Origin of the sequence: Mesorhizobium sp. M7A.F.Ca.CA.002.05.1.1 (assembly GCF_003998335.1) — a bacterium.
In the GTDB taxonomy this organism is placed as follows: Bacteria; Pseudomonadota; Alphaproteobacteria; order Rhizobiales; family Rhizobiaceae; genus Mesorhizobium.
In genome coordinates this window covers 1-3073 of the sequence record NZ_RZQI01000730.1, presented here as the reverse complement: position 1 = coordinate 3073, position 3073 = coordinate 1, and the positions used below count along the sequence as shown (strand labels likewise).

At 61.7% G+C, this 3073-nt stretch carries 4 protein-coding genes and 1 pseudogene; 3 read left to right on the top strand and 2 right to left on the bottom strand.

Features of this window, described 5'->3' with window-relative positions:
• Positions 1–274 (top strand): CoA transferase (locus EN939_RS27465; protein ID WP_206528350.1); only part of this gene is annotated, 274 nt, incomplete at its 5' end.
• Positions 271–1119: a citryl-CoA lyase gene (locus EN939_RS27460; RefSeq protein WP_127270868.1), complete on the top strand. Its 849-nt coding sequence runs from the start codon at positions 271–273 to the stop codon at positions 1117–1119. The genes EN939_RS27465 and EN939_RS27460, both read left to right, overlap by 4 nt.
• A 4-nt stretch (positions 1120–1123) precedes the next feature.
• Here EN939_RS27460 and EN939_RS27455 read toward each other — a convergent pair whose 3' ends face one another.
• On the bottom strand, positions 1124–1600 hold the full coding sequence (locus EN939_RS27455) for an NUDIX hydrolase (RefSeq protein WP_127270867.1): 477 nt from the start codon (positions 1598–1600) through the stop codon (positions 1124–1126).
• Between the two features lie 127 nt (positions 1601–1727).
• Entirely contained in the window at positions 1728–2036 is a 309-nt protein-coding gene (locus EN939_RS27450; protein ID WP_127270866.1) for a hypothetical protein, read from the bottom strand.
• A 655-nt stretch (positions 2037–2691) separates the two neighbouring features.
• On the opposite strand from EN939_RS27450, the pseudogene EN939_RS27445 reads away from it, so the two are divergent.
• Positions 2692–3073, top strand: a pseudogene (locus tag EN939_RS27445) (hypothetical protein); the annotation flags it as partial.

Sequence of the window (3073 nt, the reverse complement as noted above, 5' to 3'; positions counted from 1 at the left end):
CTGGGAAGAGATGCTCAATCGCGCCGGCGTGCCTGCCGGCAGGGTGCTGACGATCCCGCAAGTGCTGGCCGAGCCGCAAGTGCTCGAACGCCGGGTGACCGCGAATTTTGATGATGTGGCCGGCATGGACAAGCCGCTGACCGTTCTGCGCGGCGGCTTCATGGTAGATGGCGAGGCGCCGTTGCCGACAAAGCCGCCGCCGGCGCTCGGCGAACATATGGGCGAGGTGTTCGCCGACCTGCCACCCCGCGCCAAGACAAAGGCAGGCGCATGAGCGACACGGAGAAGACGGGCCGTGAGCGCGGCGAGGAATGGTGGCAGACCGACATCATCGAGATGCGGCCTGGTGTCATCCGGCTGCGCGGCTACGAGATCCAGGATCTGATCGGCCGCGTCAGCTTCCCGGCTGTCATCTGGCTGATGCTGCGCGGCGAACTGCCCGGCGAGGACCAGGCAGAGTTGCTCGGCATTGCCTTGGGAGCCGCCGTCGACCACGGACCGCAGGCGCCATCGATCGCCATCGCGCGCATGGCCGCAACCTGCGGCGTCGGTATCAACAGCGCCATGGCCTCGGCCATCAACGTTCTCGGCGACGTGCACGGTGGCGCCGGCGAGCAGGCGCTTTCCTTCTATGGTGACATTGCCGTGGCAATCGATGCCGGGATGACGCTGAATGAAGCGGTCTCGACACGGCTCGACCGGTTCTTCGCCGAGGAGAAGGGCTATGTGCCGGGGCTCGGACATCGCTTCCATCCCGTCGACCCGCGCGCGCCGCGCTTGCTGGAACTGACCCGCGAATTTGCCGCACGCGGTGCCGTCAACGGACGTTTCGTCGATATTGCAGAAGCGATCGAGGCGGACGTCGCGCGACGCAAGAGGAAAAAAATACCGCTCAACATCGATGGCGCTACCGCCGTCATCTATGGCGAACTCGGTTTTCCGCCAGCGCTGACGCGAGGGCTTTTCGTGCTGTCGCGCTCGGTCGGCATCCTTGCGCATGCCTGGGAGCAGTCGCAGCAGGCCGAGCGAAACAAAGGGCCGCTGCCGCGCGAATGGCTGTGGACCTATACCGGCACGCCGGTGCGGCCGTTTCCCGAAAGCGATGAGCCCGGCGAGTGAGGCTTTACGCCTGGTCCACCTGCAAAGGCTGAGGAAGCTTCAGCGTCTTCACCAACGTTGAAAGATCAGGCTCGTCGATGAGCATGGCTGCGTCGGCTGGCGCCAGCCAGGCCCGCTGGCGTCGTTTGGCTTCCTGCCAGTCGGCCAGTTCCTCGCTCACCTCGAGCAGATAGACGATGACGTCGACGCGGACAAAGCGATTGGCCAGCCGCTTCCAGTAGGAATAGGTGCCCGCCGGCTGCTTCAGCGTCTTGCCGAGCACGCCGGCTTCCTCCTGTGCCTCGATGGTGGCCGCCTTGCGTCCGCTCTTGCCCTTCATCGGCCAGCCCTTGGGGACGATGAAGCGCCTGGTGGTACGCGACGTGACCAGCATGACCTCGATGTCGCCGCGCGCGGTCAGCCGAAAGGGAATAGCCGCCACCTGGCGGATCCTCTCGCCCTTTTTTGCCTTGCGTACGGCCTTTTTCTTGGTGGCTGCCATTCGTCAATCCAGTCGATGCAATGCCGCATAGCGCGACAAGGCATCGTTGCGAAACCAAAACTTTCGCATGTGCCGAAAGACACTCGAAATACCTAAGTCGGCTAAATAAATGAAAAACGCCTTGATGTCAGCGGCAATTGCTCACGGCGGTGGTGCCGATTATCTGGGTCTGGCAGCTTGGCTTGAGCTGCTGCACGACCGGGGGCGGCTGCTGAACGATCTGGCGGTCCTGGGCGCGGTACTGCTGCTGTTGCTGCTGATATTGCTGCCGTTGTATCCTGTTTTGCAGGATTTGCAGGTCGTTCTGCCGGATCAGCGCATTGTTGCCGGTAGCGGAATTGAGCGCTTGCGCGGAAGCCGGCAGGCAAACGCCCGCCAGCACTGCCGTGGCCAGCATTGCCACTGTGAAGATCGTTGATGGCCGAAGTGCCGACATTCGCTCATTCCCGCGCAAAAAACTCTGCCCACTGATATAGGACGTTTGCGCGGCGATGCCATGGCCAGCGGGTCGAGCATCACGAAATCGGGCAGTCCGATCGCTTTGTTCTGCGATTCCAGCAGTGAACCGCAGATAGTCGTCATATGACGACTATGAAACGTCAGCGGCTTTAGTCAGTGTCCGCACGTAAATTTTCGGTTTCATCCGGCATAAGTTAATGTATTCTAATTGAGTCAGAGCTCCGCAAGTGGGAATGCGGATGCTCTGTTTTAATGCATTGAACCTTATTGCGCAGTGCCGGCATCCTTATTGCAATTGCATGAGCATAGCGGTGGCGTCGCCTTAAGCAGGCATTGAGGCGCGCCCCCGTAAAACGGGGGGTAAGTGCATGGCTTTGTTTTCAAAGCGTGGTGGCTTTGCCATCAAACGCGCATTCGCGGTTCCGGGTTCCGGTATCGACGCTGCCAATGCCCATGTGGCAGAGGTATCCCAGCAAGCAGGGCTTGCCCGCCAAGCGCTGCCCGGCAGTTCGCCTTGTTCGCTTCGTGCGGCGCAAGCGTGGACTTTGTTCAAACTTGGACCGGTGGCACGTGCGCAAGAAGCGTCTGGCTCGGGTCGCCGTCGCCGGCCAGGTGTGATTGCCGGACGGTTGATGGTCCTCCTCGGCGCCACCGCGCTGGTGGGTTTTCCGCCGATACCGGCGGCGCATGCTCAGTTCGTCATAGACGAGAACGGCCCGGATGCTCCGGACAGGGGACCTGGTGGCTTTGACGCAGATGGCGATAATGGCGATCCCGGCGGATCGATTACAAATGCGACCCCTGGAGCCGTAAACAACGTTCCGCAGATAAACGTCAACGCATCTGGATTTGGCGGCACGGCGAATGGCGGCGATGGCGGCGACGGCGGCGAAGGCCTGGCTGGAACGCCCTTTGAAACCAATGGCGGTGAGGGCGGCAATGGCGGCGTTGGCGGATCCGTCGATGTTCTCAACAACGCCACGATTTCGACCATCGGCTCGGGCCATCATGGAC